The sequence below is a fragment of the Leptobacterium meishanense genome, from assembly GCF_037645805.1.
GTDB classification, from domain to species: domain Bacteria; phylum Bacteroidota; class Bacteroidia; order Flavobacteriales; family Flavobacteriaceae; genus Leptobacterium_A; species Leptobacterium_A meishanense.
This window is the reverse complement of the sequence record NZ_JBBEXE010000010.1, coordinates 1-26,054: the sequence shown is the minus strand read 5'-3', so window position 1 is coordinate 26,054 and position 26,054 is coordinate 1. Positions and strand designations below refer to the sequence as shown.

Here is a 26,054-nt window from a genome sequence, read left to right as displayed (position 1 = left end):
CTTTTGTCTGCTCAGATACTCATATTCAATAACATTAATTTTATGGGATATATCAATCCTTATGTTTATATCCTTTTTATCATTCTATATCCCGTAAAGGATGATAACAGGACACTATTTCTTATTTCTTCTTTTGTAATGGGACTTATCCTTGATTTTTTTGGAAATAGTGGAGGGATCAACGCTACAGCCTGTCTCTGTGTTGCCTATATGAGACCTATAATCATAAATTTCTCTTTTGGCACCATTATAGAACACCAAAATATTAAGATCGCCAATACTCCTTTAGGACAACGCTTGGCATATTTGAGTATCTTAATTTTAACACATCATTTAATTCTCTTCTCATTAGAAATTTTTAGCTTTACGGATATACTTACAATCCTTAAAAAAACGTTATTTTCTAGTGTTTTTACACTTTTTGTTTGTTTGTTGGCGATTCCTTTCTTTGCAAGAAAACGATCATGAAAAAACTATTGTTGTCATCTATTATAATTATCATTGCTACTATTTATATAAGCAGGCTTTCTTATTTGCAGCTTATCAATCCCCCCGTAGGAAATATTTTAGAGGATACTGCCATTAAATCAATATATGATTACCCTGAAAGAGGTTATATATATGACCGAAACGGAGCTTTAATGGTTGCCAATCAACCTGCATACGATGTAATGGTAATCCCGAAAGATGTAAAAACACTTGACACGCTTGAGTTTTGTACATTATTAAATATTTCTAAAGAAGTGTTCATTAAACAGCTTTCCAAAGCAAAATCATATTCTCCCCGACTACCTTCTGTATTTGTGCCTCAATTATCAAAAGAAGAATATGCCATACTTCAAGAGAAGATGCGCAAATATGAAGGGTTTTATATTCAAAAACGGTCACTTCGCTATTACAATACAAATATTGCCGCCAATATCTTAGGATATATTAGTGAAGTAAATGACAGGGATCTCAAAAACAACTCTTACTATCAATCAGGAGAATTGATAGGGCGACAAGGTGTAGAAAAACAATATGAAGATGTTTTAAGGGGGCGTAAAGGTGTAAAATTCATTCAAAAAGATCGATTCAACAGGGATATTGGGCCTTTTAAAGAAGGTATGTATGACACATTACCTGTACGCGGTAAAGATATAACCTTAACTATTGATGCCAATTTACAAGCTTATGGTGAGAAGTTAATGGAAAATAAACGAGGAGGTATTGTTGCACTGGATCCAAAATCAGGAGAGATTTTAGCATTGATTTCTGCCCCTACATATGATCCTGCATTGTTAGTAGGCCGAAAGCGCTCTAAAAATTACACAAAGCTTTATTATGATTCCATCGCAAAACCTCTTTACGATCGAGGGCTTTTAGCATTATACCCCCCCGGATCTCCTTTTAAAACACTAAATGCCCTAATTGCCTTAGAAGAAGGTGTGGTTACTACAGAAACTTCTTTTACCTGTTATGGTGGGTTCCGGTATGGAAAAAATGCTTTTATGCGATGCCATTGTAATGATGGGTATCGTGCACAAAGCAATATGAACAGGGGTATCTACAAATCGTGCAACACTTATTTTGGAAATGCTTATAGAAGAGTCATTGAAAAATACCCTTCTTCCCAAGAAGGTATGAAAGTATGGGAGAAGCATGTAAAAAGCTTTGGCCTCGGAGATTATCTTGGTTATGACCTTCCAGTGGGAAAATCCGGAAAAGTTCCCGGACCCCGACTATATAATGATGTCTATGGTGAAAATCATTGGTTTGCAACCAATACCATGTCCAATGCCATAGGACAAGGTGAAGTACTCACCACACCTATCCAATTAGCAAATATTACAGCAGCTATCGCTAATAGAGGGTTCTATTATACGCCACATATCATTAAAAAAATTGATGACAATCCCATTAATAATGCTAGTTATACTATTCCTAAAAGAACAACTATTAAGAAAGCGCATTTTGAACCTGTTGTGCAAGGCATGTATGATGTATATAAAAAAGGGACTGCAAAAGGATTACAGGTAAAAGGTATAAACATAGCAGGCAAGACCGGAACTGCAGAGAATTTTACTAAAATAGACGGCAAAAGAGTTCAGCTGACCGATCACTCTATTTTTGTTGCTTTTGCACCAGTAGAAGACCCAAAGATTGCTATTGCTGTATTTGTTGAGAACGGTTACTGGGGAGCAAGGTATGCAGGGCCCATTGCTTCATTAATGATTGAAAAACATATCAAAGGGGCTATTTCCCGAACTGACTTAGAGTGGTTAATGCTAACAAAAAGCCTTGAAGAAGAATATGCCAAACCATATAGTGGAAAACCCTTCAAAATAAATGAATAAGCTCATTCCAAGAATAGATTGGCTTACCGTACTCCTTTATTTTTTACTTGTATTTATAGGGTGGTTAAACATTTATGCAGCCACCATAAGTGATGAGAGTACCGGGATCTTTAATATGAGCCAACCATATGGGAAACAGTTGTTGTTTATAATTCTAAGTAGTATTTTAATTGTTTTAATCTTAGCGTTAGAAGTAAAGTTTTATGAACGCTTTTCTAATATTTTTTATTTACTGGGTATTATTTCTTTATTAGGGCTTTTTCTTTTTGGAAAAAATGTGAATGGAGCTACATCATGGTATGCTATTGGAGGAATCACTATTCAACCAGCTGAATTTGTAAAAACTACGACAGCACTCCTCATTGCAAAACATCTTAGCAATATTCAAACAAATTTAAACAAGTTTAAAGATCAATTTGCTTCATTTTTAATTATCGCATTACCGGCGCTGCTTATTGCGCTTCAACCTGACCCTGGCAGCGCCTTAGTATTTACCGCTTTTCTATTTCCATTACATAGGGAAGGACTTTCTCCTTTATATATCCTGATAGGATTTATTTTTATAGTCCTTTTTGTAGCTACACTAATTTTTGGACCGGCACTTGTATCCTTTAGTGCTGCAATAATTCTTTTTATCTTCTATTCATTTAGGAAGCGAGCAGAAAAAAAAGTGCCAGTGTTTCCATTGTTCATTGCATTGATCGTCGCTATAGGATTTTCCTTTTCTGTACAATTTATTTATGACAATGTTTTTGAACAACGACATAGGGATCGATTTTCTTTATGGCTAAGACTAGAAAAAGACCCTGAAAAATTAGATCAAATACGAAAGACTATTGGTTATAATACTTATCAATCAGAAACCACCATAGGCTCCGGAGGGTTCACGGGAAAAGGATATTTGGAAGGTACCCGTACAAAAGGACATTTTGTCCCTGAGCAGCATACAGATTATATATTTAGCACCGTTGGTGAAGAATGGGGATTTATTGGAAGTATTGTAGTTATCATTTTATTTACTGTGTTATTATTACGGCTCATTTTCTTAGCTGAGAGACAAAAAACATCCTTTGGTAGAGTTTTTGGTTATAGTATTACCGCAATTCTATTTGTCCATTTTACTGTAAATATCGGTATGGTCATAGGCCTATTGCCAACTATCGGGATTCCATTGCCATTTTTTAGCTACGGAGGGTCTGCCCTCTGGGGTTTTACAATTCTTCTTTTTATCTTTCTAAAGGTAGATGCCAATAGGCTCAACGAATGGAAATAATTAGCTTTTTACATCTAAAGTATCCCTAAGCGCATTGCCCATAAACATAAAAGCCATTACCAGTGTCATAATCGCTAATCCGGGGATAATTGCTAAATATGGTTTGCCTAATATTATATAATTATAATGATCTTTTATCATAGCTCCCCAACTTGGCATAGGTGGTTGTGCTCCTATCCCAAGAAAACTCAAGCCACTTTCGATAAGAATTGCCGCAGCAAAATTTGCTGCTGAAATTACAATTACAGGTGCCATAATATTAGGAAGTATATGATTGAAAATAATACGCGTGTCTTTAAATCCTAATGCTTTTGCTGCAGTAACATATTGCATTTCTTTCGCGCTTATTACCTGCCCCCGGACCACACGGGCTACTTCTACCCACATTGTGAGTCCAACTGCAATAAATACTTGCCAAAAACCTTTTCCTAAAGCCAGTGTTATTGCAATAACCAATAAAAGTGTAGGGATAGACCATGCAATATTGATTAACCACATAATCAAAGCGTCTATTTTTCCTCCATAATATCCTCCAAGAGCTCCCAAGAACAATCCAACTAGTAACGAAATCAGTACAGCAACAAAACCAATAGAAAAAGAAATTCGGGTACCTATCAACATCCTGCTAAGCATATCCCTACCGTATTTATCCGTTCCTAAAAAAAACTTTTTATTCTTTATATAGGTTAATGCTATTGCCTCTTTAGGTATGTTTTTTGAAAAACTTCCCAAAGGAATTTCTTTTTCAAGTCCTCTGCCGGATGGGGCATATTCTGTATAGTATAATGTATTTTCTACTATTCTATAGTCACTTATTGGAATCTCTGTGTTATTATTCTTTGTTCCAAAAAATATTTTATCAATAACGGGTTGCTTTTCATTAGTTTGTGATGGTATTGTGAGCATCTTTACTTCAAATCCGGGTTTCTTGGAATGAATAGATATATGCATTTGATTGGCATTTTTAGAATTGTCCGGAGCCAATGTGTATGCAAAAATTGCAATAAAACCATAAAAAAGGATTATCGCTAAACTAAGAACGCCCCAAAAGTTTTTCTTAAACTTTTGGGGCGTTAGTTGTGTTAATGAGTTTGAGAACTCCATGTAATCATTAGCCTTTAATTCCAGCTACTTTTCCTCGTTTTATATTACTCAATTTAAGATCTTCCAATACATTTAATGCTTCTTCAATATATACATCTTTGGACATGTTCTCTTGCCATCGCATTCTTTTCTTTTTTAAAACAGTGTCTTTTAAAAACAGTTCTTTTTCGTAAGGTAATGAATTAAATGTTAAATCTGTTTTATAATCTGCTATTTTCTTAAAATAAGCAGCTCTCTCATCATCTGCTTCTAATTGTTTTTTGTATGCATCATAACTTAACGGATATTCTTTATCATCTTGCTGTTTCTTTATCCATTTTGCATTTTCATCAATCAATCCTATTTGTGGGTTATTGGCCATTCGTTCCTTGCTCTTTTTAATCGTTTCTTCATAATCAATATAGCCATCCCAAACTTCATAATAGGCAGGGTCTATTTTATCCCAAGGCAATGGGTTTTCTTGGTCTTTTTCACCAATATCAATATAGCTATAACGATCAGGCACTATCACATCACTCTTTACGCCTTCCAATTGTGTAGAACCGCCATTAATCCTGTAGAATTTTTGAGTAGTAAGCTTTAATGCGCCTACATCTCCATAATCGTTGTTATTTCTTAGAAATTGGTTTAAGTCCACTATGTTTTGGACAGTTCCTTTTCCATACGTTTGTTTACTCCCTAAAACAATAGCTCTTTTATAATCTTGCATGGCTGCAGCTAATATTTCTGAAGCAGAGGCTGAAAGTTCATTTACCAATATTACCAAAGGCCCGTCCCATTGAATGGTTTTATCTTTATCGCTAAGCACTTCTTTTCGTTGTCCGGTACTTTTCACTTGCACAATTGGTCCGTCTTTAATAAACAATCCTGCCATATCTACTACCGTTTTAAGTGATCCGCCTCCATTATCCCTTAAGTCGAGCACCAAACCTTCTATACCTTCTTGTTTTAAGCGTCCTATTTCTTTAGCAACATCCGAAGCGGCATTCCGCTCCTTATAGTCATCAAAATCAATATAAAACTTAGGCAAATTAATAATTCCGAATGTCCTCTCACCTTTCTTTACAATAGACGATTTTGCATAAGATTCTTCTAATTCAATAATATCTCTTACGATGGGCACTACTTCTATGGTGCCATCTACTCTGCGAATGGTTAACCTAACTTCAGTTCCTTTAGGCCCTTTAATTAATTTTATAGCATCGTCTAACCGCATTCCCACTATATCCACAGGTTCTTCTTCCGCTTGCCCTACTTTTAGTATTTCATCTCCCACATCCAGTTTTTGGTCTCTCCATGCAGGTCCTCCAGAAATAACCTCAGTTATCCGGATATGGTCACTTTTTTTCTGTAACCGAGCTCCGATCCCTTCATATTTACCGGACATGCTTGTATCAAACCTATCTTTATCATCCGGCGCAAAATAGAAGGTGTGTGGGTCAAATTCCTCCACAATAGCATTTAGGTACTGCGAAAACCAATCTTTACGCTCTAAATCGTTTACAAAATCAAAATATTCATTATACGTTTCTAGAATTGATGCCCTCACTTCTTTTTCTATGTCTACTATTGCCTTCTTTTTGTAGTCAGGGTCATCTTTTGCTTTTCGCTCTTCATCTTCTATTTTAGAGGCATAGTTTGAAATAGCTGAAAATTTAAGTTGCTTTCTCCATCGCTCGACCATTTCCTTTTTGGATTTAGCATAAGGAAGTTTTTCATAGTCTACATCAATAGTTTCATCAACAGTATAGTCAAAAGAGCTGTTCAACACTTCTTTATAAAGCTCAACACTTTCTTTAATACGTTTCATGAAACGATCATATGTGAGATTAAAAAAAGTAATGTTGGAATTTTTTATTTGGTCATCCAGATCATATTTATATTTTTCAAACTCTTTGATATCTGATGCCAAAAAGAACCTTTTTAATGGATCAATTGCATCTAAATAATCATAATATACATTCTCAGAAAAATTGTCATTAATGTCCTTGGGGTCAAAGTGGCCACGTTCTAAAACATAAGAGATAAGCTCTACAAGCACCGCATCTTTATCCGGATTATCAAATGTTTTATTTGTGAAACTACAAGAGGCAACTGATATAATCAGTACGCCCATCAGGTAAATTAAGTTCCTTTTCATATTATCAAACTTTTATTTAAGTTACTAAAATACTTAAAAAACCATGCCAGTTTTACACAATGTTACTAATTTTTTGTTAAACATGACTTAAGGATTATTTAACTCCCAAATTGTGTATTTTAGCATTATAAATAAACAAAGTATTCCATATGAGTAAAAAACCACTAATTCTAGTTACAAATGATGACGGTATAGCAGCTCCCGGATTAAGAGCATTAATAGCTGTAATGAATGAAATAGGTGATGTAGTGGTTGTAGCTCCAGATAGCCCACAATCAGCTATGGGACATGCTATCACGATAAACTCCACCCTCTATTGCAGTCCTATTACAATTCATGACGATGATGTTCAAATTGAGTATACTTGCAGTGGTACTGCTGCTGATTGTGTAAAACTTGCTGTGAATGAAATTTTAAACAGAAAACCGGACATCTGTATAAGTGGCATCAACCATGGCTCTAATTCTTCTATCAATGTTATTTATTCCGGAACCATGAGTGCTGCTGTTGAGGCTGGTATAGAGGGTATCCCTGCTATTGGGTTTTCTTTATGTGATTATTCTTGGGAAGCTGACTTTGAAGCTGTTAAGGAATATGTAAAAACAATAACATTGAATGCGCTTAAAAATGGCATGCCAAAGGGGGTTGTGCTCAATGTGAACTTTCCAAAATTGAAAAAAGAAGAAATTAAAGGTGTCAAAATATGCCGGCAAGCCAAAGCTAATTGGGTAGAAGAGTTCGACAAGCGAACAAATCCACAAGGACGTGATTATTATTGGCTAACAGGAAAATTTGTAAATTTAGACAAAGGGGAAGATACTGACGAATGGGCATTGGAAAATGGTTATGTTTCTGTTGTACCGGTTCAGTTTGACCTTACAGCGCATCATGCTATTCAGGATTTAAACACATGGGCACTAAATGATTAAAAGGGAACTTTTTATTGGCTTTGTTACAGGCATTATTGCCAATGCATTAGGGACTCTTTTGTACATTCTTATTTTTTCTGAAAACAAGGTTATTGAAACCATCAAAATAGCCAAAATAAATGGTTATCTGGGAAGTTTGTTTGCACTGGGCGCTATCCTGAACCTTATTGTATTTTTTATATTCTTAAGGTTCAATAAGGACATGCGCGCAAAGGGGGTGTTGATGGCCACTATTCTCTCTGCCTTAGTTTCTTTAGCTTATAAAATCCTATAATCATGAAGTACTACATTATAGCAGGAGAGGCATCCGGAGATCTTCATGGTTCTAATTTAATGAAAGCCTTAAAAAAGCAAGACCCTAAAGCTAAGTTCAGGATATGGGGGGGCGACCTTATGCAAAAGGAAGGTGGAGTGCTCGTTAAGCATTTCAAAGACCTTGCTTTCATGGGCTTCTTAGAGGTTCTTTTAAACCTAAGGACTATCTTAAGGAATATAAAATTCTGTAAAAAAGATATTCTGGCTTTTCAACCTGATGTGCTTATTTTCATAGATTATCCGGGCTTTAACCTGCGCATCGCTAAATGGGCGCATCAATTAGGTTATAATACACATTATTATATTTCTCCACAAGTATGGGCTTGGAAAGAGAACCGGGTAAAAGCAATTAAACGAGACGTTGACAAAATGTATGTAATCTTGCCCTTTGAAAAATCTTTTTATGAAGAAAAACATCATTACAAAGTACACTTTGTAGGCCATCCCCTCATTGATGCCATTAATGGACGCCCTCAAGTAGATGAAGCAGCTTTTAGAGATGTAAATGGACTGGATGCCACAAAACCGATTATAGCTATTCTTCCGGGTAGTAGAAAACAGGAAATCAAGAAAATGCTTGCTGTAATGCTCACTATTGTTGGTGATTATAATGATTATCAATTTGTAATTGCCGGAGCGCCAAGCATTGATTATGCTTTTTACCAACCATTTATTTCAAAGGCTTCAAATGTTCATTTCGTTGCCAATAAAACTTATGATTTATTGAGTATCGCATATGCTGCTATGGTAACAAGTGGTACCGCAACACTTGAGACTGCATTATTTAAGGTACCGGAAGTGGTCTGTTATAAAGGAAATTGGATTTCATATCAAATTGCAAAGAGGGTTATCACCCTTAGTTATATCTCATTAGTAAACCTCATCATGGATAAGGAAGTTGTTACCGAGCTTATACAAAATGACTTCAACCCTAAACGATTACGAAAAGAACTTGATAAACTCCTAGATGATAACCATCGAAAAAAGCTTTTTAGTGATTATCATGAGTTAGAGAAAGAACTGGGTGGTAAAGGTGCCAGTGAAAAAACAGCAAAACTGATCTTTCAAAATATTTAAATGAGAATCTCACAGATTTAAATTTTGCCAAATATCTAAAGAGCTGAAATCTCTAACAAAAAATAGCTAAATTTGTATAAACACAGCCCTAATGAAAACAATTCTTCCTGTTTTTATACTTGCTTTTTTAGTTTTGTCATGTAAATCCACCAAGAAAACTGTTACGGTAAAGCCTAAAACGGAGACTATTTCCACCAAAAAGACCCGTAATACTTTCGCTGCCCCCAAGGCTCCCAAAATTATTGGAACAGCATTATCTTTTAACGGAATCCCCTATTTATATGGAGGCACTACCTCCAAAGGAATGGATTGTTCAGGGCTTATTTATACTTCCTTTAAGGAAAACAATGTTAATATTCAACGAACTTCTTCATTGATGGCTACAGAAGGTAAAAGGATCAAAGTCAAAGAAGTGAAAAAAGGTGATTTATTATTTTTCAACACCAATAAAAACCATAATAATATCAATCATGTAGGGCTTGTTGTCTCTGCTAACGGGAATGACATAAAATTTATTCATGCCACTACTTCTAGAGGGGTCTTGGTGTCTTCCTTAAATGAAGGGTATTGGAGCAGTGCTTTTGTAGAGGCGCGAAGGGTTTTATAATTTATATGTTTTTTCAGTAGTTTTGTATATGAAATTACTGAATTTTGTAATCATAAAGCTTACTTTTTTTCTTGTTATAGGAATATTGTTTGGTCTTTATATGCCTATCTCATGGGAAAGCATTCTTATTTCATTTATCTTTTCCTTAGTTCTTTTAGCCATTCTTTTTATTTATGCGGATAAGAAATTAAAACAAGGGTATTTATTTGGAATTATTGCTTTTTTGACAACGTTTCAAGTAGGTGTACTTACCATTACATTTCATCAGCAAAAAAACCACCAAAACCATTACACAAAAAAATTAAATACTAATAATCCTTACTATGCTCAACTTAGTATAAAAAAAGTATTAAAGGACAATGACTTTTATGAACGTTATGAAGCATATATTCAAAAAATCGACAAACAAAATGCTTCAGGAACACTTTTAGTGAATATCAAAAAAGATAGTGTTTCGCTTCCTTTAACAGTTGGTGATGTAATCACCTCGTGGGTATTGTTCAGAGAAATAAAGCCTCCTTTAAACCCCTCCTTATTCAATTACAAAGAATATTTAAGAAGAAATCACATCTATCATCAATTATACCTGGATAAAGATGCAATTGTACTAGCTAAAAAAAGTAATAGCTCTATACACCGTATGGCTGCCAACTGGAGAAAAAATATTAATACTGCTCTTATTTTAAATGAATTTAAGAGTAATGAATTATCCATTATTAATGCTCTTTTATTGGGTCAGCGAACCACTATTGATGAGGATATTTATACTAATTATATTAATGCGGGAGCTGTGCATATTTTAGCAGTATCTGGGCTCCATGTGGGGATTGTTTTGTTAGTCCTCAATTTTCTCTTCAATCCACTAGCACGTTTCAAGTATGGAAAAACTGTAAAATTAGTTCTAGTAATTTCCTTGCTATGGCTCTTTGCGCTTGTTGCAGGGTTGTCCCCATCTGTAGTCAGGTCAGTTACTATGTTTTCATTCGTTTCATTGGGAATGCACCATAGAAAACCAACAAATATCTATAATACATTGTTTGTTTCTATGTTCATTCTGTTACTGATCAAGCCCGAGTTTTTATTTGATGTTGGTTTTCAACTAAGCTATGCTGCTGTTCTCTCCATTGTTTGGATACAGCCTCAATTATATCGATTATGGTTACCTAAATATATGATACCTAATTATTTTTGGAAGTTACTTACAGTCACTTTGGCTGCACAAATAGGTGTGCTGCCCATTAGCTTGTTTTACTTTCATCAATTTCCCGGGTTATTTTTTATTTCTAACCTCGTTATCATTCCTTTTATTGGGTTAATCCTCTCAATAGGGGTCATTGTAGTGCTTCTGGCATTGATGAATTTACTCCCTTCATTTCTAGTAACATTCTACTCTTTCTTATTAAATGCAATGAACAGTTTTGTGAAATGGGTTGCACTACAGGAAACCTTTTTATTTAAAAACATCTTTTTTGACAAGAGCTTATTTATTGTCTCTTATATTATGATTATTAGCCTTGTTTTATTGCTTAAAAAACAAAGACCACGTCAAATTGTGTTCTTTTTAACTACTTTTTTATTGTTCCAAAGTGTTCTTATCTATCATAAATACCTTACTGAAACAACCAATGCGTTTATTGTATTCAACAATAGTAAGAATACATTACTGGGGCAAAAAATAAGTGATGAATTAATTGTGTATACGAATGATTGTATTACTAATGTATTTAATGATTATAAAGTGCTAAATGGTATTAAAAACATTAGAAAGGATAAAAACAAAAATATCTATCCAATAGGCAATGATATCTTATTGCAAGTAGATAGTTTCGGAGTTTACAAAATTCCTCATTTAAGACCAAAGTATGTCTTACTTACACAATCTCCTAAGATTAATCTGGAACGCCTTATACATACTATTCAACCAAAAGTTATTATAGCAGATGCTAGCAATTATAAAAACCTTAAAGCACAATGGAAAACTACTTGCCTAAAAGAAAAACTCCCTTTCCATGATACTAGTGAAAAAGGAGTTTTTATAATAAACTTTTAATGCCTTTTATCGTATTCCATGCATTTTCTTAATCAAGATTTTATTAAGCAAGAACATTACAACTCCTGCTGCTATAGGTATTAATGTAAATATTAAGAAAAACGTACTTATTGAATACGCCTCTGTAATGGCATCAATATAACTTCCTGTCCAACCGGCCGTAAGGTTTGCAATGAAATTAGCCAAAAACCATATACCAAACATCAAGCCTACCAGTTTTGGAGGTGACAATTTACTCACATACGATAACCCTACAGGCGAAATGCACAGTTCTCCAAGTGTATGGAATAAATATGCTAAGATAAGCCACAGCATGCTTACTGAAGCTGTTTTAGCTCCTTGCGGAATTTCTGCAGAGCCATATGCCAAAGCTGCAAAACCTATGCCTAACAGTACTAAGCCTATAGCAAATTTTACAGGCCCTGAAGGATTGAGTTTACTTTGCCATATTTTAGAAAATAACGGCGCAAAAGTGATTATATAGAATGAGTTTAATATTCCAAACCAAGAAGCTTGTACCTCAGTGGTTTCGGCTGCAAATTCTCTATTGAGCATCCATATAACAACTACCCATATGATTGCAAAACTAGTGCCTAAAAAAATGTTTGACAGTGAATAATTACTATATGTTTGTTTAAATAACATTGCTAAAACCCATGTAATAATAAGCATAGGAACAACAGTCAATAACGTATTTATAATTTTGAAAATAAAAGCTCCATTGCCTTCTAAAACCCGATCTGTATAATCTTTTGCAAAAACAGTCATAGAACCTCCTGCTTGTTCAAATGCCCACCAGAAAAATATCGTAAATAATGAAAAAACTGAAATTACAATAATCCTATCTATTTTAACTTTAGCAGGAAGTGCTTTATCTTTCTCATCCTTTTCTGCAATGTCTATGAAATTGTCATTTTTATCAGGTTTTAAACCTATTTTTCCAAATATTTTTTGAGCATAATGGAACTGTAACATTCCAAAGAACATAAATATTCCGGCCAAACCAAAGCCATAGCTCCAACCTATCTTTTCACCAATATACCCACAAAGTAAAATTCCTAAAAAGGCTCCGGCATTAATCCCCATATAAAAAATGGTATAGCCCGCATCTTTCTCTTTACCTTGTGTTTTATAGAGTTGTCCTACTATAGAAGAAATATTCGGTTTAAAAAGTCCGTTCCCTACAATTAAGAAAGCTAACCCGGCATAGAAGAAAAAACTGGTTTCAAAAGCCATTGAGGCATGTCCCAGTGTCATAATCAATGCCCCTAATACTACTGCTTTCCTATATCCCAGTAGTTTGTCAGCAATAAGCCCTCCTATAATTGGGGTCAAATAGACCAAACCGGTATATATACCATATAATTTTAATGCGTCTTCGCGTTCCCATCCCCATCCGGGATTGTCCCCAAATAATGCTGAGGTTAAAAATAAAACTAACAAGGCGCGCATTCCGTAATAAGAGAAACGCTCCCACATTTCCGTAAAAAAGAGAACGAATAGCCCTGAGGGATGCCCTAATACGGTTCTTTGGTTAATTTCTGATCCACCATATTTATATTCCATATGTCAAAGTGTTGGTTATTATTTTTTTATAAATTTTCCTTGATGAAGTTGGTCATTTTGGTATACAACTGTAAACGGGTATAACCACCAAAGATCCCATGATTCTTATCCGGATAAATAGCCCATTCAAACTGCTTATTTGCTTGTACCAATGCTTCAATCATCCGCATGGTATTTTGTACATGCACATTATCATCTGCCGAACCATGTATCAACAAATACGAACCTTTCAGTTTGTCCACATGGCTAATGGGTGAGTTATCATCATATCCTGATGGGTTCTCTTGTGGTGTTTGCATATACCTTTCTGTATAGATGGTATCATAAAAACGCCAACTCGTTACCGGTGCTACAGCTATGGCCATTTTAAACACATCATTTCCTTTAAGAATGGCATTACTGCTCATAAAGCCTCCATAGCTCCATCCCCAAATACCTACACGGTTTTCATCTATAAAGGATTGTTCCCCCAAAACTTTTGCAGCTTCAATTTGGTCTTCTACTTCATATTTTCCTAGCTCCTTATAAGTCAATTTCTTAAAATTAGCTCCTTTATACCCTGTGCCTCGCCCATCAACACATACTACTATATATCCTTGTTGTGCCAATAACATATGCCAGTAATCATTACTTCCATGCCATCTGTTAGAAACCTGTTGAGAACCGGGACCACTATATTGGAACATAAATAACGGATATGATTTTTCAGGATCAAAATCAACCGGTTTCATCATCCACATATTCAATTCATTTCCATGAACATTAATCGTGGTGAATTCTTTTTTAGGAAGGTTGTATGCTATTAACTTTTCCTCAAGCTTATTATTATTAACTATTTCTTTAAGTTCCTTCCCGTCTTTAGATCTATGCAATGTATATCGATAAGGGCTATATGCACTCGAGTGCGTATTTATAAAATAAGTATAATCGCTACTAAACTTGGCACTGTTATTTCCTGTTTGAGGGGTTAATAATTTTTTTCCTTTTCCATTAATTCCTATGGAATATACCGCTCTATTAATAGATCCTTCCTCTGTGGATTGATAATATATTCTGGCCGTATTGGGGCTAAATCCATAGAAATTAGTAACCTCCCACTCACCTGAGGTAATTTGACGAATTAATTTTCCATTGCGGTCATATAGATAAATATGATTATACCCATTTTGTTCACTAGTCCATAAAAAACTGTTGTCATTCAAGAATTTTAAATTATCTGTAACATCTATATAAGCATCATCTTGTTCGCTTAATATTGTTTTTGTTGTTTTTGAGTTAACATCATATGACATGATGTCTAACTTATTTTGATGTCGGTTCATCACTTGTATACTTAACACTTCTGGATCATTGGTCCATTTCATTCTAGGTATGTAATATGCATCTTTTAATGAGACTTCTTCAGCTTTCCCTGTAGTCAAGTCATATACAAATAAGTTAACTTCCGAATTCTCCTCTCCTGCCTTAGGATATTTGAATACCTGCTGCGTAGGATACAGCGCTTCACCATAAACATCCATAGAAAACTCAGGCACCTCACGTTCATCAAAACGAATGTATGCTATGTGAGTCCCTGTTTCGTTCCAGTCAAAAGCCCTCACAAAGCTAAACTCTTCTTCATATACCCAATCCGTAACACCATTTATGATTTTATTTTTTTTACCATCTGTTGTTATTTGTTTCGTCTCCCCGGAAGTTAAGTCTTTAACGTAGATATTATTTTCATAAACAAATGCTACTTTACCAGCATCAGGAGAAAAAGTAGGTTCTTGAATTTTATTCTCTGAAACACTGCTCAGTGTTTTTGCTTTAATATCGTACACATAATATCTTCCCAACGTAGAACGCCTATATATTGAAGTAATATCTGTTGCCAACAGCAACTTAGACTCATCATTACTAAATTCATAAGAAGAGAAATTATCTAAAGCATCTAGGTTATTACTAGAGACTAACGTTTTTACTTTTTCCAACGTTTCATAGTCATAAACATCAACGGTAGTTGCTTTGGTTCGTCTATCAACGTTTAAAACAGCATATTGTTTTCCATTATTTAAAGAGCGAAGCACATCCATACTTTCCGTCCGAAAAGCCCCTCCCCATATTTCTTCTAGTGTAATTTGTTGATTTTGAGCAATTAAAGAAGTTGAAAAACTTAAAGACAAAAAGAATACAACAATATTTTTTTTCATAGTTTTTAAAGATTGAGCAAAAAACCATCAAGTTTACTAATAATTTAACAAAAAAATAAACTTTTTTCGTTAAACATTAGGAGTTCCTATTGGTTCTTTGGAACAATACTTTGCTAATCCCCTTAATTACTATCTTTGTCTTCATATAAAGCCAATTATAGTATGGGGCAAAAAATTGAAGGGTTTTCTAAATTATCAAAAGAAAAAAAGATACTCTGGCTTGCTGAGAATTATTTCACAAACATCCAGGAAGGTATTGCAGTTTTAAAACAATATTGGAATACTGATGAGGGGCTTCAAAAATTACATGATGAGTTTATAGAAAATACGCTTACCAACTACTATCTTCCTTTTGGAATAGCCCCTAATTTTAATATCAATGGCCGCACATATGTTATCCCTATGGCTATAGAAGAAAGCTCTGTAATTGCTGCAGCAGGAAAAGCAGCTAAATTTTGGGAAAAACGCGGAGGGTTCAGAGCAGAAGTGCTATCAACTGAGAAAATAGGCCAAGTACATTTTATTTACAATGGAGAGGTTGATAAATTAACCTCTTTTTTTGAGTCTATAAAACCTAAATTGTTTGCCGCCGTGAAAACCATTACCCAAAATATGGAAAAACGTGGCGGTGGTATCTCAGCGATCAAATTAAGGGATAAAAGAACATTGTTACCTAATTATTACCAGCTTCACTGCACATTTGAAACATTGGACGCCATGGGAGCCAATTTCATAAACAGTTGTCTGGAGCAATTTGCAACTACCCTTACAGAAGAGGCTGAAATACAAGGCTTGTGTAATAATTCCGATAAGCAATTGCAGATAATTATGAGCATTCTTTCTAATTATGTGCCCAATTGTTTGGTAAAAGCAGAAGTCTCATGCCCTATAGAAGAGCTAAATGAAGATGAAGAATTGTCCCCCCATGAATTTGCTGAAAAGTTTATACAAGCAGTTACCATTGCTGAAGTAGAACCGCACAGGGCCGTAACACACAATAAAGGTATCATGAATGGGATCGATGCCGTTGTAGTAGCTACCGGAAATGATTTTAGAGCAGTAGAAGCCTGCACCCATGCTTATGCAGGCAGGAATGGAACTTATGGAAGCTTAACACATGCCACTATAGAAAACGGAACCTTCCGGTTTTGGATTGAAATTCCGTTAGCATTGGGTACTGTGGGTGGTTTAACCAGTCTGCACCCACTAGTGAAATTGGCTTTAGACATTCTGGGAAACCCCGGTGCTAAAGAATTAATGCAGATTGTGGCTGTTGCCGGATTGGCACAAAACTTTGCTGCTATCAGGTCCCTTATTACTACTGGTATCCAAAAAGGGCATATGAAAATGCATTTATTGAATATTCTTAACCAATTGGGTGCCACAGAAGACGAAAAAAAATATTTTGTCAACTATTTCAAAGATAAAACAGCTACCCATGCTGCAGTAGTTTCAGCTTTTAACAATCATAGAGCAAAAACATAATGCATAAAACATTCTATAGCAATGGTAAACTGTTACTTACCGGAGAGTATGTCGTACTAGACGGGGCATTAAGTTTGGCAATGCCTACTTCTTACGGACAGTCATTAACTATTGAGCCTAAAAATAACCGTTTTCTTTACTGGGAAAGCATTGATGAGCAAGGAAAAAGATGGTTTGAAGCAACTATTGATTTAGATGAATTAAAGTTGAATATATTTAATAAAGTGCAAACATTTCAAAATAAAAAAAACAATGCCCTAGCCAAAGCAATTACTAAAACCTCTGACGTTGAAATAGCGATTACACTTCTGAAAATACTCATAGAGGCACAAAAATTAAATTCGATATTTTTAAGCGGCCCGGAAGGATATGAGATAACCACAAAACTTACTTTTAATAAAGATTGGGGGCTCGGCTCTTCTTCTACACTTATAAATAATATAGCGCAATGGGCCACTATTGACCCATATAAACTTTTACAGCATACCTTTTCGGGCAGTGGCTATGATATTGCTTGTGCAAAACATAATACGCCCATCACATATCAACTTGTCAATAAAAATCCCATTGTAAAAGAAGTCCGTTTTGACCCTCTATATAAAGACCGGCTGTTTTTTGTTTACCTCAATAAAAAACAAAACAGCAGGGATGGAATTGCGCTGTATAAAAATTTGAGAGGGTCAAAATTACCATATATAAAAGCTGTTTCAAAAATTACCGAAAAACTCCTTGTTGCAAAAACGCTAAATGATTTTGAGTCGCTTATTGAACAGCACGAGCAGGTTATTTCAAAAATGTTGGGGTTTCCGACAATTAAGAAATCCCTATTCCCTGATTATAATTATGGTACAATTAAAAGTTTAGGTGCCTGGGGCGGTGACTTTATCTTAGCAACAGGTAATAAAAATACCTTGGATTATTTCTATAATAAGGGGTTTAAAACTATTGTTCCTTATCATAAAATGTTTTTGTAATCTATAAAAAAAGAGTGTCCGTCGGACACTCTTTCAATATTTTCATTTTTATCCGATATCTTAATAGAAATCTGACCTGTTATCTTCTATTTCAGCAACTTCTCTTAATGCATTAAATACCGAACTACTGACACTGTTTCTGTTTGAAGTCTTTTTCGTAATAGCATAGGTAATATAATTGTCTAACGCTATAGCAGATGATTTTTTTGTTACCTGAACCATATATATCCCATTTTCACCTTCAATCAATCCGGAAGTAGCACTCTCTTGTAGGCCGAAAGCAACACCTACAACTTTTGGCTCTCTACCTGCCCCAACAATTGTTGGTGTTTTCATGTTTAATGCTGATGCTGTATTAATTTGAACATTGTTTGCCTGTGAGAACGCTTCTAAGCTGGCAGCTGTATTGTTTTCCTTAATAATTGCTGCTTTCTTTTGTTTTCTAAGAATAGGTAGTACTCTGGCTGACGCATCTTCCGGGGTCATCACTCCTTCTTCTGTTTTATCTGTAAGCTGTGCCACAATATATCCGTTGCTAATGTTAAAACGTTTCACATCACCCACCTTTGTGTCCTTGGAAAAGGCCCATTGCACTACTGCTCGCTGATTGCCAACACCAGGAAGGTTCTCATCCATCGCTTTTATTTTATTTACAGGGCGTACCGAATAATTATTTTCTTTTGCTACGTCTGTGAAGTTTCCATCAGCAACAGCAATTTCAAATTTCGTCGTTGTAGTAAAAAGTTCATTAATTGTTTTTTCAGAAGGTTCCAATTCTTGTACTACAGTAGCTAACTGAATAACATCTTCTTTATCATCAATTTTTATGACATGGTACCCAAATTCCGTTTCTACAAAACCTACGCTTTCTGCTGGATTTGAAAAAACAAAATCATTAAATTCAGGAACCATTACCCCTTCTTGAAAATACCCTAAATCACCTCCTTGTGGTGCTGAAGGTCCATCTGAATTATCCCTTGCCAGTTCGGCAAATTTATCTTTATTGTTTCTGGCTTCAACTAATAATTCCTTTGCTTTCGCTTCAGCTTCAGCTTTTGTTCTGGTTATATTAGGGTTTGCCCTTGTGGCTCCTTCATAAGCAATAAGGATATGGCTTGCTTTTACAGAGCCATTAGGTCTTCTTGCCAACATTCGTGTCAATTTATAAGCATCTCCATCTTTATATGGGCCATATACCTCACCAATAGCTAGGTTAAAGATACTATCCGCATAAACAATAGAAAGACTTTTCTTTGCCACAAAAGTAGAATCATAACGTACATCTGAATGTTTGTTTACAAAGCTTTCAACATCATTCGTTGTCCTAAACCCAGCAACAGTATCATTTTGCTTAGTAGCTTCATTGTATTCTATGCTGTTCCCAAGCAAAGCAGTTATAGCATCCTTCACAGTCTCTTCATCTTCTAAAGATGGTTTTTCTTCAAAAAATACATATTGAATGTCTCTGGATTTTTCTTCTTTGAATTCTTCTTTATGTGCATTTATGTATGTTTCAATTTCTTTCTTAGAAACAGTTACCGTACTATCGGGGATGGTACTATACGGGATTTGAACATATTTTATATCTACTTTATCATTTTCCAATTTATAGTTTAACTCTCCTTCTTTGATAGTGGCCCCCACGCCAGCCCTTATCAAGTTAAAATACATTTGTTCTTTTGCAAGGTTTATCAAGGCTTCTTCTTGTAGTGTCCATTGTTGATATGCTAGTGGGTTGTTTGCTTTTAAATCAGCAATAAACTCAACAAACTTTCCTTCATCAAACAATCCTGCTTCGTTCTGAAACGTTGGGTCTGAAGCAAAGGAAGGGTTTGCTTTTACTACATTTATAATTTGATCTTTTTCAATGCTCAACCCTAATTCTTCATATTGTTGTCCTAATAATGTTTTTCGTAATTCTTGGTTCCAAACTTGATTTACAACTTGAATAGTGGAAGCTCCTGCGCCATATTGTCTCGAAATGTTTTCTACTTGTTGCACAAACGCATCACGCTGAATACTTTCTCCGTTAACCTCAGCTATAATGGATTTTGTAGAGCTAAAGTTTCCATTCCTGAATAAATCCGAGACCACAAATGCAAACAATGCTAAACCTATTACCAATATCAAGAAAAGCGAACGTTTTCTTATTTTCTCAAGAATTGCCATTTCCTCTTATTTTTATGAAATTACAGGGGGCGAAAATACCACTTTTTTGGAACAATAAAAACCTGTAGGTGTATTAATTACGGCTTTTTTAATCTTCTTCTATAATCTTGAGATGAAGAAGGTCTATCTTAGTATTGCTTACTTCTAAAATTGTGAATTGATGGTTTCCTATCTTAAGCGTTTCACCCTTTTCGGGAATCTCCCCTAAGTGGTTTACAATGAGCCCCCCTAAGGTTTCATAATTTTCACTTTCCGGAAGTTCGAGGCGGTACTCTTCATTTAAATAATCTACTTCCAACCTGGCTGAAAGCTTAAACTCTTTTTCACTAATTACTTCTTCATGGAGTGCTATTGTATCGTGTTCATCTTCTATTTCCCCAAATAGCTCTTCTACTATATCTTCTACTGTCATAATTCCTGAAGTGCCTCCATATTCATCTAGGACAACTGCTATACTTTTTCGCTTTTTTATAAGGATGTTTAGAATATCATTAATAAGCATCGTCTCCGGAACAAATTCTACAGGGAGCAAAATACTTTTTATGGTTTTTGGCTTTTTAAAAAGTTCAAAAGAGTGCACATAACCAATAATATCATCGATAGTGTCCTTATAAACCAATATTTTTGAATAGCCCGTTTCTGTAAATAGTTTTATGAGGTTTTTAGGGGTTTCATGTATCTCTACAGCCATGATTTCTGTTCTTGGGATCATTACCTCTCTAGCTTTTACCTCAGCAAATTCCAGTGCATTCTGAAATATCTGTATTTCAGAATCAACTACTTCCTGATCATCCACAGCTTCCATTTGCTCATTGATATAGTCCCCTAATTCTACTTTTGTGAAAGCCAATTGTATTTGATCCCCTTTCGTTTTAAAAACCACTTTTAAAATGAAATCCGATATCCAAATAACAAAATCTGAAATAAGCGAAAACAAGATATAGAAAAAGTATGCTGGAACAGCAAACAGCTTGATTAAAGTATTGGCATATATCTGAAAAAAAACCTTAGGTAAAAATTCAGCCGTCATTAAAATAAGCAATGTAGATATTAAGGTCTGCCATAAAATCACATAAAACGGTTTTTCAGTAATAGCTATATATTCCGGATACAGCCATTTAACAATCAGTTCCCCCATAAAAAATCCATAAACCACCAACGAGATATTATTCCCCACCAACATCGTGGTAATAAACTTTGAAGGTTTTTGAGTCAGTTTTGTAAGCACCTTTGCCAAAAGGTTCTTCTGCTTCTTCTCAATTTCTATGTGAATTTTATTGGACGAGACATAAGCGATCTCCATTCCGGAGAAAAAGGCTGATAAGGCGAGTGATAATGCAATAATAAGGATCGAAAAATCCATTTATTTCTTTTTATGGCGGGCTTCAAATTTCTTTCGGTAATAACGCCGAAAGAAAAACATAAACACTGAAACTACCGCAAATACTACAAATAAATATGCTCTGTTTCTATCCACATTCCATTGTATAAAAACTTCAATAATGGATATAATGGCCACTACAAGATATACAATTTCAAAAAATTTAAAAAACCTCATGGTTTCATCTATTATTATTATTAATCTTCTATAGAAAATACACCATACGTTTTATGGGCATTTGCCACTTTAAACTCTTTATCAAAATCAATTCCTTCCCCATGCATAATGGTACCTTCCTCAGGGTTCGTAAATACAAATTTCTCTTTTGTGAAGATCCATTCATTAGACTGGTCCCAGTATATTTGAGGGGCTTCCAGTTTTTTACCGTCATGCGTTTCTAAAATAACATTCCCCTGAAGGTCAATCAAATTTGTTGCTGAATAAATAATCCCATAATCTGCCGTTACTACACTCTTTTTCTGTTGCTCATCAAAAAATTCTACGCTTAACCCCTTTGGAAATTCTTGGTATGGAAATTCCTGATTAGAGAAATCAGTGTTCAATGGGCTTGTCAGGATGGCTTTAACCACTCCGGAGTCTGTATATGTTAACTGAAAGTTTTCGGCAACCCCACCGGGAAATCTTTCTGTAACACTCAATTTTTGCACTTCTTTGTAGTTCCCTTGGCATGAAAAAAATACTGTCACAGCAATAACTGTGACAGTAAGGTTGAAATTATTTTTTAAGCTACTTCTCATTACAGGTTAGGAACTGTTACACTTCCACCTACCCAGCAATTAAACTTAATCGTTTTTCCTCCCATAGCAGCACTAAATATATCTTGCTTACTAGGTGCTCGTTGCGAGTAGCTATTCGCCGTTTTATCTGCAATACTTTTTACAGACGGATCTACCCTCCCTGCTTTTCTGGCCATTTCAGCAGCTTTCCAGTAAATGGCACGTTTTTCAAAAGGCGTGGCACCACAATCATTGGCACTGTTTGCATATAACCTCGCTATTAGGAGGTATGCATTTCCATTAGAAGGTTGATATTGTATTGCTTTTTGGGCATAATTTCTAGCAGTAGATTTTTGCCCTCTTTTTTCATATTTATAAGCAATCTTATATAATGTTTTTGCTTTTTTATAATTATCTGTTTCTAATTCTACAGATTCATTGTAATATTTAATTGCTTCTGAACTATTCCCTTTTTTATCATTTAAAATCCCCAGATAATATGCAGAACTCGCAGAAGGCTCTAGTTGATGTAAGGCCTCTACTAATTTTACAAAAAGAGGCGAATCAGTACATTCTTTAGCATCCATTCTCCCTGCTGCTCTCTTAAGCCATATAGCCTCGCCTTTTTTAGCTTCAAAATTCTTCTCGTATAAAGGAATAAGGTTTTCACAATCAGCTAATACTCCTAATTTTCCATCTATACTCCCTGCAATCTTATCATAGGACTCTGAATTGACCTGGGATCTTTCAAGTGCCTTTTTCTCTTTACTCGTTAAAGTCCCAGTTTCTTCCTTCGGCACTAACTTATCGATAGTTTGAGACAGGTCTGCTTTTTCTTCTTCAATCCGTTCTGTTACATTGTCATACGTGTCAAAAACTACTTGTAAATCCTTTTTACCAGCATTGTGAAGGTTTACAAGTGATGAAAAATAAAGGTACAGTGCTTTTGGGTTTTTAAAATTAGCCCTGTCTTCTGTAAATGCTTTATTAAGCAATTCATATATCTCTTCATCTGAACCTATTTTCTCATCATACATTAATAACGCTTTATCAGAAAGGACATCTGCTAACTTAAACTTGCTAGGAAAATACTTGTACCCATCATCATAGAGGCTCAAAAGCATATTTACATTGGTTTCTTTATCTGATCCGGAAGATTTTTTAATCTTATCTTTTAAAATACGCTCTCCGTATATATAAGTTGCAACATGTAAATCCGGACAATCATCTTTTACTTTCTTCCATGGTTCATAAGCAGCATCATAGTTCTTTACTTTTACATGCTCAGCAAAAATAGACAGGTTTGTTGTACATTCAGCATTCTGAGCTTGAACATTTATTCCTGAAAAAATGCTTATCAAACCAAATAAAAATAGTGGGCGCTTCGTTTTCATCTTTTTAAACTTATATGGTTATTGATATTTGTTTTTTATAAACCACTTATCACTTAATGACAAGCCTATTCTTATATTAAAATAATTTTCTTGTATTTTCCCAAAAGAGGTATCTCCCCGTTGGCCTATTTCAAACCCTACATTGAGTTTTGATATCCCTACCGGTAAACCTAGACCAAAAGATATGCCAAAGTCGTCAACAGATGAATTATTTAGGTTTATCCCTGTCTGTTCATAACGAACTCCCAACCGGTAAACAATTCTACTAAAATAATTCGTAAACGAATCATATCGGGGAATATAAAACCCTCCAACAGAAATTCTGCTGGCATCTTCATATCTCAAATTATCTATAGTCACAAAAGGGTTGTCAAATTTACTGTTTTTTTTAAATTCATATTCTCCCCCAACAAACCATTTATTTTTCTTTCCCAATCCAAGCCCAAAAGTAATACTAGAAGGTAAAACCAAATCTGTTTCTTCAAGACCCAATGCATCCAAATCCACTTCAACTTCTTCTACCGGTATCTCTCTTCCATCAATAAATGCAATGGTAGCTATGGTTCTTTCATTTTCTGATGCGATGTTGGTTTCAGGGGCATATAGCAAAGAAGAATATATGGTATATCCTTTTCCTATGTCTTTCTGATAATTGACAGCAAAGTTAAAGTCCATTCCACTTAACGATGACGCATTTGTCTCCCTAGTACCTAATTCTACATTTTCCCTTATTCTTAAGTTGCTGTTTTCTATCTTTCCAAAGTCATAATTTCCCGTAGCACCTATGCTCAAACCTTCTGTTATTGCATACCCTATACTAAAAAATGCCCTGTTCAGGCCACCTTCACCTGTAAATTGATCTAAAACATCCAATTCCTGGCTTTCATCAACACTTATTAAACGATACCCAACAGATGTATAGGGGAGTACTCCAAAACCAATCCCTATTTTTTTACTGATAGGGAGACCAAGTGCCAGATAATCGAAAGTCCCTAAAGACGAACTTTCCTTTACCTCGTCATTTTTTATGTTCAGTAGGTTATAACTACCTCCAACAGCATATGCTGTAAGTTGTAATTTCCCGTATGCAGCCGGATTTTTTAAGTTGAGGTATAAACTATCCGGATATACGCTAACCCCTCCCATCATTTGATTTTCAACTACGCCCTTAAAACGCAGTTCTCCTATACCAAAAAAGGAATAGGGGGACGCTGATCCCTCCTGTCCATATATACTACTATAAGACAATGAGAAAATAATACAAATTCCAACAAAAACCTTTCGTGTCATCTATCCTTGTTGAGTTTCAAAATATAATTAAGACCTTCCAATAAAAATTTGGAATTGGCAAATATGGTGTTTTTTAATTGTTTTGACAAGAATTGTGCATCTCCTCCTGTTAAAATAACTGTTAAATCTTTATATCTTTTTGAATATTGTACTATTATTCCTTCTATTTCCTGTACAATTCCGTTAATAACCCCTGAAATAATACTTTTTTGGGTTGAGTTTCCAATAAAGTCATCCAGCACTATATCCGATACCAAAGGCAAGTTTGAGGTAAATTGGTGAAGTGCTTTGAAGCGCATTTGTATACCGGGCGAAATAGCGCCTCCCCAATAGTTCTGTTGAGCATCCAATATATCATAGGTAATGCAAGTTCCTGCATCTATAATCAAGCTATTTTGTTTTGGATAACGATAATAAGCGGCAGTTACCAAAGCCATACGGTCCGCCCCTAATGTAGTTGGTGTAGTATAGTTGTTTTTGAATGGAATATTGGAATCTGGCGAAAGTATGTGAAGTTTTAATTTGTTCTTTATTATTTGTACAGTATCCGCCGATATCATTCCCACGTTGGATAAGATACCATATTGCAGTTCAGGATATTTACTAAAGATAACTGCTATTTTATCTGGAAAGGATTTTACCTTAAAAGTTTCATTGTATAGTATTACCCCCTTGTTAAAAACGGCCACTTTTACAATCGTATTTCCAACATCAATGACTAGGTTCATCTTTTGCACAAAAGTTTGTAAATTTACGAAACCATTTTTTTAAGGTTTCTTTTTGGTAATAATAAATTACCATTTATATTTGCCCCGCAATAATGCAACTGGTGCCTTAGCTCAGTTGGTAGAGCAAAGGACTGAAAATCCTTGTGTCCCTGGTTCGATTCCTGGAGGCACCACTAGCAAACACAAACCCCTTAATTTGAATTAAGGGGTTTTCTTTTGAGGCAAAAAAGAATGTCAATATTTCCTATCTTATCTATTCAAATATACCCATCCATCAATAGGTTCCCGCTCCCCATCGTTAAACTCT

Annotated in this window: 21 protein-coding genes and 1 tRNA gene; 11 read left to right on the top strand and 11 right to left on the bottom strand. The window is 35.0% G+C overall.

The window, feature by feature from the left end; genetic code table 11:
• Nucleotides 1-42: 42 nt before the first annotated feature.
• From WBG21_RS10630 to rodA, 3 genes are read left to right on the top strand one after another with little or no spacing between them, the layout of a single operon-like run.
• Complete coding sequence (locus WBG21_RS10630; protein ID WP_340077713.1) at nucleotides 43-468, top strand: rod shape-determining protein MreD; 426 nt, start codon at nucleotides 43-45, stop codon at nucleotides 466-468.
• Complete coding sequence (gene mrdA / locus WBG21_RS10625; RefSeq protein WP_340077711.1) at nucleotides 465-2,336, top strand: penicillin-binding protein 2; 1,872 nt, start codon at nucleotides 465-467, stop codon at nucleotides 2,334-2,336. Before WBG21_RS10630 ends, mrdA begins: the two co-directional genes overlap by 4 nt.
• Nucleotides 2,329-3,609, top strand: a complete 1,281-nt coding sequence (rodA, locus tag WBG21_RS10620; protein WP_340077709.1) for a rod shape-determining protein RodA — start codon at nucleotides 2,329-2,331, stop codon at nucleotides 3,607-3,609. The genes mrdA and rodA overlap by 8 nt, the downstream gene beginning before the upstream one ends.
• Here the strand turns inward: rodA and WBG21_RS10615 are convergent, their stop codons facing one another.
• Both WBG21_RS10615 and WBG21_RS10610 read right to left on the bottom strand, forming a co-directional pair.
• The gene (locus WBG21_RS10615) at nucleotides 3,610-4,713 is read right to left on the bottom strand and encodes an ABC transporter permease (protein WP_340077707.1); all 1,104 of its coding nucleotides are present in this window, start codon (nucleotides 4,711-4,713) and stop codon (nucleotides 3,610-3,612) included.
• Nucleotides 4,714-4,720: 7 nt separating this feature from the next.
• Complete coding sequence (locus WBG21_RS10610; protein ID WP_340077705.1) at nucleotides 4,721-6,853, bottom strand: carboxy terminal-processing peptidase; 2,133 nt, start codon at nucleotides 6,851-6,853, stop codon at nucleotides 4,721-4,723.
• Between the two features lie 149 nt (nucleotides 6,854-7,002).
• Here WBG21_RS10610 and surE point away from each other — a divergent pair, with 149 nt between their 5' ends.
• The 5 genes from surE to WBG21_RS10585 all read left to right on the top strand — a co-directional run bounded on the left by surE (nucleotide 7,003) and on the right by WBG21_RS10585 (nucleotide 11,831).
• On the top strand, nucleotides 7,003-7,782 hold the full coding sequence (gene surE / locus WBG21_RS10605; RefSeq protein ID WP_340077703.1) for a 5'/3'-nucleotidase SurE: 780 nt from the start codon (nucleotides 7,003-7,005) through the stop codon (nucleotides 7,780-7,782).
• A complete protein-coding gene (locus tag WBG21_RS10600) occupies nucleotides 7,775-8,056 on the top strand; it encodes a hypothetical protein (protein ID WP_340077701.1) in 282 nt (93 codons plus the stop codon). Before surE ends, WBG21_RS10600 begins: the two co-directional genes overlap by 8 nt.
• A gap of 2 nt (nucleotides 8,057-8,058) precedes the next feature.
• Nucleotides 8,059-9,174 (top strand): lipid-A-disaccharide synthase, encoded by a 1,116-nt coding sequence (gene lpxB / locus WBG21_RS10595; protein WP_340077699.1) that lies wholly within the window; start codon nucleotides 8,059-8,061, stop codon nucleotides 9,172-9,174.
• 91 nt (nucleotides 9,175-9,265) lie between these two features.
• Entirely contained in the window at nucleotides 9,266-9,781 is a 516-nt protein-coding gene (locus WBG21_RS10590) for a C40 family peptidase (protein WP_340077697.1), read from the top strand.
• Nucleotides 9,782-9,809: 28 nt separating this feature from the next.
• Nucleotides 9,810-11,831 carry a ComEC/Rec2 family competence protein gene (locus WBG21_RS10585; protein WP_340077695.1) on the top strand — a complete coding sequence of 674 codons (2,022 nt, stop codon included), beginning with the start codon at nucleotides 9,810-9,812 and terminating at the stop codon, nucleotides 11,829-11,831.
• Nucleotides 11,832-11,837: 6 nt separating this feature from the next.
• Here the strand turns inward: WBG21_RS10585 and WBG21_RS10580 are convergent, their stop codons facing one another.
• Together WBG21_RS10580 and WBG21_RS10575 are read right to left on the bottom strand one after the other, a co-directional pair.
• Nucleotides 11,838-13,397 carry a peptide MFS transporter gene (locus WBG21_RS10580; protein ID WP_340077693.1) on the bottom strand — a complete coding sequence of 520 codons (1,560 nt, stop codon included), beginning with the start codon at nucleotides 13,395-13,397 and terminating at the stop codon, nucleotides 11,838-11,840.
• 26 nt (nucleotides 13,398-13,423) lie between these two features.
• Nucleotides 13,424-15,589, bottom strand: a complete 2,166-nt coding sequence (locus WBG21_RS10575) for a S9 family peptidase (RefSeq protein ID WP_340077691.1) — start codon at nucleotides 15,587-15,589, stop codon at nucleotides 13,424-13,426.
• Between the two features lie 135 nt (nucleotides 15,590-15,724).
• On the opposite strand from WBG21_RS10575, the gene WBG21_RS10570 reads away from it, so the two are divergent.
• Both WBG21_RS10570 and WBG21_RS10565 read left to right on the top strand, forming a co-directional pair.
• The gene (locus WBG21_RS10570) at nucleotides 15,725-17,074 is read left to right on the top strand and encodes a hydroxymethylglutaryl-CoA reductase, degradative (RefSeq protein WP_340077689.1); all 1,350 of its coding nucleotides are present in this window, start codon (nucleotides 15,725-15,727) and stop codon (nucleotides 17,072-17,074) included.
• Nucleotides 17,074-18,048, top strand: coding sequence for a GYDIA family GHMP kinase (locus WBG21_RS10565; protein WP_340077687.1), 975 nt, complete (start codon nucleotides 17,074-17,076; stop codon nucleotides 18,046-18,048). Before WBG21_RS10570 ends, WBG21_RS10565 begins: the two co-directional genes overlap by 1 nt.
• Nucleotides 18,049-18,108: 60 nt before the next feature.
• Here WBG21_RS10565 and WBG21_RS10560 read toward each other — a convergent pair whose 3' ends face one another.
• From WBG21_RS10560 to WBG21_RS10530, 7 genes are all read right to left on the bottom strand, one after another.
• Nucleotides 18,109-20,217: a peptidylprolyl isomerase gene (locus WBG21_RS10560; RefSeq protein WP_340077685.1), complete on the bottom strand. Its 2,109-nt coding sequence runs from the start codon at nucleotides 20,215-20,217 to the stop codon at nucleotides 18,109-18,111.
• Between the two features lie 88 nt (nucleotides 20,218-20,305).
• Nucleotides 20,306-21,580 (bottom strand): hemolysin family protein, encoded by a 1,275-nt coding sequence (locus WBG21_RS10555; protein ID WP_340077683.1) that lies wholly within the window; start codon nucleotides 21,578-21,580, stop codon nucleotides 20,306-20,308.
• The gene (locus WBG21_RS10550) at nucleotides 21,581-21,775 is read right to left on the bottom strand and encodes a hypothetical protein (protein WP_340077681.1); all 195 of its coding nucleotides are present in this window, start codon (nucleotides 21,773-21,775) and stop codon (nucleotides 21,581-21,583) included.
• A gap of 20 nt (nucleotides 21,776-21,795) precedes the next feature.
• Nucleotides 21,796-22,356: an LPS export ABC transporter periplasmic protein LptC gene (lptC, locus tag WBG21_RS10545; protein ID WP_340077679.1), complete on the bottom strand. Its 561-nt coding sequence runs from the start codon at nucleotides 22,354-22,356 to the stop codon at nucleotides 21,796-21,798.
• A complete protein-coding gene (locus tag WBG21_RS10540) occupies nucleotides 22,356-23,729 on the bottom strand; it encodes a tetratricopeptide repeat protein (RefSeq protein WP_340077677.1) in 1,374 nt (457 codons plus the stop codon). Before WBG21_RS10540 ends, lptC begins: the two co-directional genes overlap by 1 nt.
• 18 nt (nucleotides 23,730-23,747) lie before the next feature.
• The gene (locus tag WBG21_RS10535; protein ID WP_340077675.1) at nucleotides 23,748-25,019 is read right to left on the bottom strand and encodes a hypothetical protein; all 1,272 of its coding nucleotides are present in this window, start codon (nucleotides 25,017-25,019) and stop codon (nucleotides 23,748-23,750) included.
• Complete coding sequence (locus WBG21_RS10530; protein WP_340077673.1) at nucleotides 25,016-25,747, bottom strand: type III pantothenate kinase; 732 nt, start codon at nucleotides 25,745-25,747, stop codon at nucleotides 25,016-25,018. Before WBG21_RS10530 ends, WBG21_RS10535 begins: the two co-directional genes overlap by 4 nt.
• 100 nt (nucleotides 25,748-25,847) lie before the next feature.
• Between WBG21_RS10530 and WBG21_RS10525 the strand changes: the two genes are divergently transcribed.
• Nucleotides 25,848-25,920, top strand: a tRNA-Phe gene (locus WBG21_RS10525).
• Nucleotides 25,921-26,054: the final 134 nt, after the last annotated feature.

Bases quoted from the DNA above. Each gene is read 5' to 3' on its own strand.
- WBG21_RS10630 (WP_340077713.1), top strand. From the start codon at position 43: ATGGGATATATCAATCCTTATGTTTATATCCTTTTTATCATTCTATAT.
- WBG21_RS10550 (WP_340077681.1), bottom strand. From the start codon at position 21,775: ATGAGGTTTTTTAAATTTTTTGAAATTGTATATCTTGTAGTGGCCATT.
- WBG21_RS10610 (WP_340077705.1), bottom strand. From the start codon at position 6,853: ATGAAAAGGAACTTAATTTACCTGATGGGCGTACTGATTATATCAGTT.
- WBG21_RS10565 (WP_340077687.1), top strand. From the start codon at position 17,074: ATGCATAAAACATTCTATAGCAATGGTAAACTGTTACTTACCGGAGAG.
- lpxB (WP_340077699.1), top strand. From the start codon at position 8,059: ATGAAGTACTACATTATAGCAGGAGAGGCATCCGGAGATCTTCATGGT.
- mrdA (WP_340077711.1), top strand. From the start codon at position 465: ATGAAAAAACTATTGTTGTCATCTATTATAATTATCATTGCTACTATT.
- WBG21_RS10585 (WP_340077695.1), top strand. From the start codon at position 9,810: ATGAAATTACTGAATTTTGTAATCATAAAGCTTACTTTTTTTCTTGTT.
- WBG21_RS10580 (WP_340077693.1), bottom strand. From the start codon at position 13,397: ATGGAATATAAATATGGTGGATCAGAAATTAACCAAAGAACCGTATTA.
- WBG21_RS10560 (WP_340077685.1), bottom strand. From the start codon at position 20,217: ATGGCAATTCTTGAGAAAATAAGAAAACGTTCGCTTTTCTTGATATTG.
- lptC (WP_340077679.1), bottom strand. From the start codon at position 22,356: ATGAGAAGTAGCTTAAAAAATAATTTCAACCTTACTGTCACAGTTATT.
- rodA (WP_340077709.1), top strand. From the start codon at position 2,329: ATGAATAAGCTCATTCCAAGAATAGATTGGCTTACCGTACTCCTTTAT.
- WBG21_RS10575 (WP_340077691.1), bottom strand. From the start codon at position 15,589: ATGAAAAAAAATATTGTTGTATTCTTTTTGTCTTTAAGTTTTTCAACT.
- WBG21_RS10600 (WP_340077701.1), top strand. From the start codon at position 7,775: ATGATTAAAAGGGAACTTTTTATTGGCTTTGTTACAGGCATTATTGCC.
- WBG21_RS10535 (WP_340077675.1), bottom strand. From the start codon at position 25,019: ATGACACGAAAGGTTTTTGTTGGAATTTGTATTATTTTCTCATTGTCT.
- surE (WP_340077703.1), top strand. From the start codon at position 7,003: ATGAGTAAAAAACCACTAATTCTAGTTACAAATGATGACGGTATAGCA.
- WBG21_RS10590 (WP_340077697.1), top strand. From the start codon at position 9,266: ATGAAAACAATTCTTCCTGTTTTTATACTTGCTTTTTTAGTTTTGTCA.
- WBG21_RS10555 (WP_340077683.1), bottom strand. From the start codon at position 21,580: ATGGATTTTTCGATCCTTATTATTGCATTATCACTCGCCTTATCAGCC.
- WBG21_RS10530 (WP_340077673.1), bottom strand. From the start codon at position 25,747: ATGAACCTAGTCATTGATGTTGGAAATACGATTGTAAAAGTGGCCGTT.
- WBG21_RS10615 (WP_340077707.1), bottom strand. From the start codon at position 4,713: ATGGAGTTCTCAAACTCATTAACACAACTAACGCCCCAAAAGTTTAAG.
- WBG21_RS10540 (WP_340077677.1), bottom strand. From the start codon at position 23,729: ATGAAAACGAAGCGCCCACTATTTTTATTTGGTTTGATAAGCATTTTT.